Raw genomic sequence first — 7,227 nt, forward strand, 5'->3', positions numbered from 1 at the left:
CCGGCCATTTCGCAGGATGCGAGCGCCGTGTCGCAAATGAGATCGCCTTCGTCCCGAACCTGTTCAGCGACGCGAAAGAGGCTGCCTGACAGAGCCTGGCCCTCCCACCCCATGCGCCAGGGCGAATAATCAACGGACCTCCTGACAAACATGCGCGAGCCTTATTGTCTTCATCCACTAACGCAAAAGAGCCGTTCCGAGGAAGACCGTTGGCGACTACTCAACGTTGTTCTTGCATAATGGAGAGGGCGTCGTTTGCAGTGATGACGTTGTTGTCGAGCCGCAGTTGTTGCAACTCGTCGCGGTTTGCATCCATCCACTGCCGCACATTAGCGCTTGATTCACCGATCACGCGCCGGGCATTGCCAAACATGACAAGCGCAAACTCGTCATAAGTCAGGTTATCGAACACGCCGGCCAACAGGTAATCTCGTAACGCATTGTGCGAGGTGCCGTCATTGGCAACCGTGTCGCTGCCATACATGAATCGGTCGGGGAAATCCTTGATCAGTTGAGCAGCCGATTGCGCGAGTGCCTCGTTCCCCCTGAAATACCCCGAGACGATATCCCAAGACATGTCGATATGAACATTCGACAGTTCGGGGTCTTCGAGAATGTCGCGGACCTTTTGCAGGTGCTCGAAAGTGGGTTTCTGCGTGCGCCCGACCCCGCCGAAATGCGCCCAGATCACCGGGGCTTCGCTTGACCCCACCACCTCCTTGATCCGTTCATAGTTCGCCAGATCGCTTTCGGTGGTCATCATGATGGCCGAGAGCGGAATGTCCTGACCGTTCGCATCTTTAATCCGATTGCCTTGGGCATCGGTCTGATAGGCGATCGTGCTGGGTGTGGCGCCGATATCGGCGTGCAGGATCACGGCAGCGCCGGTTTCACCAACACCGCGAATATAGTTCGTAATGTTGGTCATATGTTCGGGGTTTGACAAATCGATTGTGTCGGTCAGGAAGGGGATCACCCCTTCCTTGGCGATAGTGGTCTCACCCACGCCAAGACCGCCCAGCTGCAACTCTGTCTGGTCTTCGAAATACTGCACCCATGATACGGCGACTTTGAAAGACTCCAGCGCATCCGGGCTGACGGGGTCGCCGGAGACAAGGCCAAGGCTTATCCGCTCCAACCCAGCCAGATTAGCGTCATCCACGTCGTTGAACAGCTGATAGATGCTCTTGAGGTCGCGTTCCAACCCGCGCATGCCCATGTAAGGCACCTCGGAGGGCAGCATATACGTAGTCAGTTCGTTCAGCTTCAGCCCGCCTTCTCGCTGTGATTGTACCACTAGCTGTGGCATTGCGTTGACCGGGATCGACATCGGGAAGCGGATGATCTCGCTGGGATCTGTCCGAGACACAACCGCGGGGAAGAAGAGCGACGGGTTGTCCGGGTCCGATCGGTCGACATAATAGGGCGTCACCTCCTGAGCGCCGCCTGGCGAGAGGGTCACAGAACCATCAGCGTTTTGCGTGCCGCCACCGCCTTCGGGTACGGAGACCAGATAGTAGGGAATCGGGTCGATATCTGGGGGCGGTGAATCCACAGACTGCGGAACGTTGAAGATAAACGTGCTGACGCCTTCGGCGGCATTACCGCCACGTGCTGTAGCCTCGATAATCGCGTTGAAGGATGCACCCAGGTTGCCGTCGCTGTAGCTACCGCCACCGAATGCCCGACGGATCGTCTGCCCTGGAGTGACATTGCAATCAAGGCAAATCGTACCACCACCATGTTGGTGCACGTCAAACATCTGTTGCACGATATCGAAAAGAATAGCGTCACGAGACAACAGGAAATCGACCTGCAAATGCGTTTGCGGCAGCGTTGAGTCAATCCGCCCGGTTGTGGCCGCGGCACCGGCAACCTCGCGCAACTGTTCGACCGTGATCGTCGAAGGATCGACGCCGAGAATGTCAATAATCCCATCAGCCGCGGTGGTAAAATTGCCTGACTGCGCATTCTCGACAAAGTACCGTAGCTGATCCGGCGTCAAAACGTCTTGGCGCTGCAATACAAGTGCTTCACTCCGAATGTCCGGATCTGTCACGCCCAACTCGGCAAACAGCGCGTCAAGACTATTGCCATCGTCAACTTCACTCAGATCATTGCCGGTGTCGTCCGGCGGCGTGTCATCGGTATTCGGGGGCGTTGCATCAACGGTTCCAGCGGCTTCATCGCCGCGTTCCAGCAGTGTATCGATGAACCGGATTTGCTGGTCGATACCGCTGATCCCTGCGAAAGGTTCCAGCGCGCGCCTTTGCGCGACGAGATACGGTCGCAGGACATGGCCAGGGATCACATATTCGTATTCGCCGACCATCGTGCCGTCTTCGACCTGCCCGGCATTGTAGTCGCTCAGCTGAAGGAAATGCGTATACCGATCGATAAGGAATTGGGCGATGTCCGGATTCTGCTCAAACAGCGCGCTCATTTCCCTTGTGTATGAATCCGCCAGCGCACCGCCATACGTGAAAGCGAATTCACTAGGATCGGCAGGATTGATACTTGTGTACATCAACGGATTTTGGGTGGTTTGATCGGTTGGAATGAGAGCGCTGACATCGTTCAGGCGTGCGCCTTCGACGGCGGCGTTATTTCCAACGATCGACTGCACGCTTGCATCCGGCAAAACCTGACTAAGCATACCACGCAGCATGAACTGGATCGTGGGCGTCAACTCGATGTTGTTGACGGGCAAAACCGGGTTTTCGCTGTAATCAAGCAATCCCAGAAGAACGGACTGCACTAGGATTTCATCGACGATGCTGTTCGTCTTTAGCGTATCGCCGCTGGCATCATCGACGATCTGGTTCGAGACTGGTCCACCAAACGCAAGGTGATTACCGTCATGCCCCGCCAAACCGGCCTGCCTAGTTAGTCCAAAACCTTGTGGCAGGACGTTTGCCTTCTGAACGAAGCCATTCGTTAATACTGTCTGATCGCTTTGATAACGATAGCTATGATCAATCGTGGTCTCCAACCCATAGCGCTGTGTTGGCGGTTTTCCGATGCGTCCCTGAACGCTCGTTGAAGATCCGAACTCTACGCGGTTGACAAGTTGCAGGTTAAAGTTCGCATCGTCAGATCCAACAACAGGCGGGGGAGGCGTGACAGATGCCGGGGGCTGCGTCACATGTGGCACCGTGGAAGGTTCATTCAGACCCTTTGCAGGGGCTGTCAGTCCGTCATATGCACCCTCAATCTCAACAAAGCCCTGACCATCGATGCGCTGTCCATCGGTTTGCAGGCTGGCCTGCCACAGCTGGCTCAGCACACTTGTTCTGATGTCATCGACAGATCCGTTGGTCCACAGTTCTGCGGTCACCCAAACGGTGTTGGTAGCCGCGTTATAGAGCGCTCCTGTCCCGGCCTGATCTGTGACTTCGATGGAAAACTCCGGCGCATCCAGAATGTCCTGTATCGAAGAGCTGAGCGTACCGGATTGAACCTGCGGCTGAACTATGGCGGTAATTTGCTGCCTGATCTGTTCAATTCGATTCAAGTCATCAGGATCGGTGCCGTCGTTGTCTGGCGTCCCGCCAGTGCTGACCGGCGGCACGGTACCACCATTGCCATCACCGCCATCACCCGAACCATCGGTTTCGGGTGTATTCACATCCCCTTCAGTTTCAGGATGGCTGGGGGTCGTTGGATCCACTGTTGTGCCGTTGCCATCGTCAATGCCCGCATCCGGCTCTCGATTACCTTCAGGCTTAGGGGTGCCACCGTCATCGGGCGGATCTACCTGCTCGGGCAGTCCGTCAATCTCGGCTGTATAGTCAGTATTTGTATCCGGCAACGGGACGTTGGCCAGATCGCCCGCAACGTACATATCTCTGACACTTGTTGCTGCCTCGGCCAGACTGGTCCCTGTCACTTCTTGGACGGATACGCTGCCGTCTTCGCCTCTCGTTCGGACGAAGTAGATAAAGTTGGGGTCAGCGTCGGTGCCTGGATTGGTCTGGTCCCGACCTCCATTTACAATCGTGAGCTTATGCCCGTCCAACGTTAAGTCAGCAGTCGGCAGGTCCAATCCCGGCACATGTCCGGCCAGCAGCATCGTCTGGAACGCGGCTTCTGGATCGGCAGATGCCCCGAGGCTCAGCAGATCGGTTGTGTTGTCGGACTTGGTATATTCCACGACGCTGCCGCCGGTATCCGTCGGAAAAAAGGTCACCTGTTGACCGGCAATAGTGACCCGTTCTTCCCCGCCGCTGCCGGGTCCCGGCGATACAGGAGGCGGCGGTGGCAGATCGCCCGTGTTCCCGCCGGGTGGGTTGTCCGCGCCCGGCGGAATAACCAGTGGATCTCCGACCGGCGCTGGCTCCAATCCGGGCAGCGCGTTTTCGGACAGACGAAGCTCAGCCTGCGCGATCGCCTGCGGCAAGGTCGTCGCACCGTTAAGCTGGATCGTGTGTGTTTGTTGATGGATCGTATACTCGACCGAGAAACTGCCTTGGCCATTCTCGTTCGGGCTGATGAAAAGAACGGAATACTTCCCTCCAAGCGGTTCGTCGAAATGGGTTTTCGGCACGTCGAGCCCAAGGAAACCGCCAGCCTCGTGCCTGTCACGTGCCCGCGAATTCGCCGTATCGGGATTGTTGGTCTCGAGGTCTTCGGAGACATAGCTTCCATCATCCAAGCGGCGCCGGAAGTGGAAGCTTCCATTGGCAAAGACCCGTTCACCGGCCTCGCCATCAAAGAACGTCAACTGATCCCCGCCGAGCGACTGGCCCTCGAGCTCATTGCGCACCAACATACCAGTTAATTGATTGACTGCGTCCCGACCCGGATCCAAGGTGACCGTCCGGACGACCCCGTCATCGCCGGTATATTCGGCAGATGCGCTATTATCGGTCGTCTCGATGCGGACCGGCACGCCTCCGATAGTCTCGTCGCGGCGGTTCGGCTCGACAGCTGGGCCATCTCCGTCTGTTCCCAGTCGCGGCGGCGCGGTCGCGACATGGCTATCGAAGGTCCGCTTCGCCTGTGTAGCGGCCAGATCAGTCATGGAATTGATGCCTAGTGCACCCTTGCCACGATCATAACCCGTCTCAATAAGCTCCTCGACAAGAAACTCGCCGGCAACGGATCCCAGATTGTAGCTCGCACCGGACAGGGTCCAGAGCGCCTCGGCGGCCTCAGTGGAGTCTGTTGCGGAATTCAGATTATAAAAACCAACCGCTGCATCGAACATCATGCTAGTGACCGACGCGATCAGCAGACCTGTCTGAACTTGCCCTATGACAGGTGTGAATTTCTCAACAACCCTCTCGGTGACAAGCTCCTTAACGACGCCAAAGAGCTTGTCGGGATCGGTGATTGCTTCCGAAATTGCGGTTGTCCCGGCTGCGCCGAACGTCTCCGCAAAAAGGAGGCCGGCTGCCTCGATCTGCGCATCCTTGTCGGTCATCTGAGAAATCTGCCGGATCCGCTCGGAATCAGAGCTCAGGATGCCAAGCTTCTGAACCGATGACAGATAATAGGCATCAATCTCCGACAGACCGTAATCGCCAGCAACCGCGGCAAGTACGGGTGAATGCGGGTTTTTGCTTATGTTTTCGACGTGATATGCGTTGGAAAGCTCAGGCCAGAGTGTCGTGCCAGCCTCCGCATCGACAATCATCCACTCTACCCGCGCGCCGCCCCCGGGAATAAAGATATCCTCGACCCGGAAAGCATCATCCTTGGCCACGCGGATTAGGGAGTCGAGCAACCGCTGCTCGATGTCGACACCGGGAGCTCCTTGCTGCGCCGTTTCAAACAGAAGATCAAAGATCCGGGCGACCCCAGCACCATCCTCGACATCGTCGTTGATACCGGTTGTTCCGCCAAGCTGTAGGATATCTTTCAGCAGTTGATCGACAGCGGTCACGGATCCCGTCATCAGCTCGTTGCGGATCAAAGATACGATCTCGTTTCTCGCCTCGATGAACTCCCCGTTCTGCTGACCAGTCCTGCCTTCTCCCCTGAGATATTTCTTAGCCGCTCTGGAAAGGGTAAGCACCTGCTCCGTCAATGCGGCCGGCCCGGCGCTGATCGTTCCCTCATCTCCGGATGACGGATAGACATCAACGCCGCCGAGATCGGCCGGCTCAAGGCTCAGGGAGCCGTCTGCCGGATTGTGATTGAACCCAAAGGCCTCGCCCCCTCCGCCCTGATTGACGTAGAAATTATAGGAGCCATCCGCCGCCGTTTCGATCCGCCCGATCTCATTTCCCTGCGCATCCAGGAAGGCGAGCGGGATCTTGTTGTCCCCGTAGATGATATGGATCGGCTGATCCTTGATCTTTGGATGAAGATCGACCAGCGACGGCCCCAATCCCTCGATCGTGCGCTCGCCGGTGACGAGTTGCTCCAGACGGCCAGCAAAGAGCTGCAGTTGATCCTGACCGGTGAAGTTCTTTCCCGCATTGTTCAGGTCGGTTACGAAATCGAGCACGTCTTGCGTTACAAAGCCTTCCCCGACGGCTTCGAAAAAGTCGATAAGACCGCCTGCGAGCTTGAGTCCTCCGGCGACGTAGTTGATGGGCTCTGTCGTGGTCAGGGGTGTGCCGGCGATCTGCTGACCGTCTTGGGTGAAGATGCCCTGCCGGATCAAGAACCCGGCTGTTGCGTTCAGAATATTGCTCAGTTCTCCGCTCTCGACGGCCTGCCCCACCCGCGCGACGTCGGCTCCGCCAAGCAGGAATTTCGCCGTCCCCTCGCTGGTAAAGCTGGCGCCGAGCAGGAACACCCCTTCGGCGATCTCAAACACGGATCCGTCCTGATCGACCGCGTCATACGTAATTATCGCGGCATCGATGCCTTTGGCGATCTTGGCCAGGTTCGTTGTCCCGATCGGAACGCCCCGCAGCGATGCATCGACCCCCGCCGCCGTCAGGACCAGGTTGGCGACGAACTGGTCCCAGTCTTCGGCCAGTGCGGATGTTGCGGCATTCAGCCCGGGCGCGAGCCAAGGCGGGGCATCCCCTGCCGCCGCGTAGGTGCTTGCGACCTGCGCCGCCGCCGTCAGAACGCCCCGGAAGGTCAGCTGGTTGTTCGCCGCATCGAAGGTCAGCTTGGCCGCGGCACCGGCGACGGTCGCGGGCGGGAAGAAATTGCCCACGAACATCAGCACGCTGCTGAGTGTGCCAAGCCATGCCAGTTTGAAGCGGACTTCGGGGGCGATGTTTTGCAGGCTGGCGACCTTGCCGTTCTCGTCGAACGTATAGA

At 57.6% G+C, this 7,227-nt stretch carries 2 protein-coding genes; one reads left to right on the plus strand and one right to left on the minus strand.

Going from position 1 to position 7,227, the window contains the following annotated elements; translation table 11 throughout:
• Positions 1-220 precede the first annotated feature (220 nt).
• Entirely contained in the window at positions 221-6,454 is a 6,234-nt protein-coding gene (locus AAD018_RS18390) for an amidohydrolase family protein (protein WP_412005329.1), read from the minus strand.
• On the opposite strand from AAD018_RS18390, the gene AAD018_RS18395 reads away from it, so the two are divergent.
• Positions 6,395-7,227 (plus strand): hypothetical protein (locus AAD018_RS18395; protein WP_412005330.1); only part of this gene is annotated, 833 nt, incomplete at its 3' end. The two genes, AAD018_RS18390 and AAD018_RS18395, sit on opposite strands and share 60 nt — an antisense overlap.

Origin of the sequence: Aestuariibius insulae, assembly GCF_040783535.2 — a bacterium.
Lineage (GTDB): Bacteria > Pseudomonadota > Alphaproteobacteria > Rhodobacterales > Rhodobacteraceae > Aestuariibius > Aestuariibius insulae.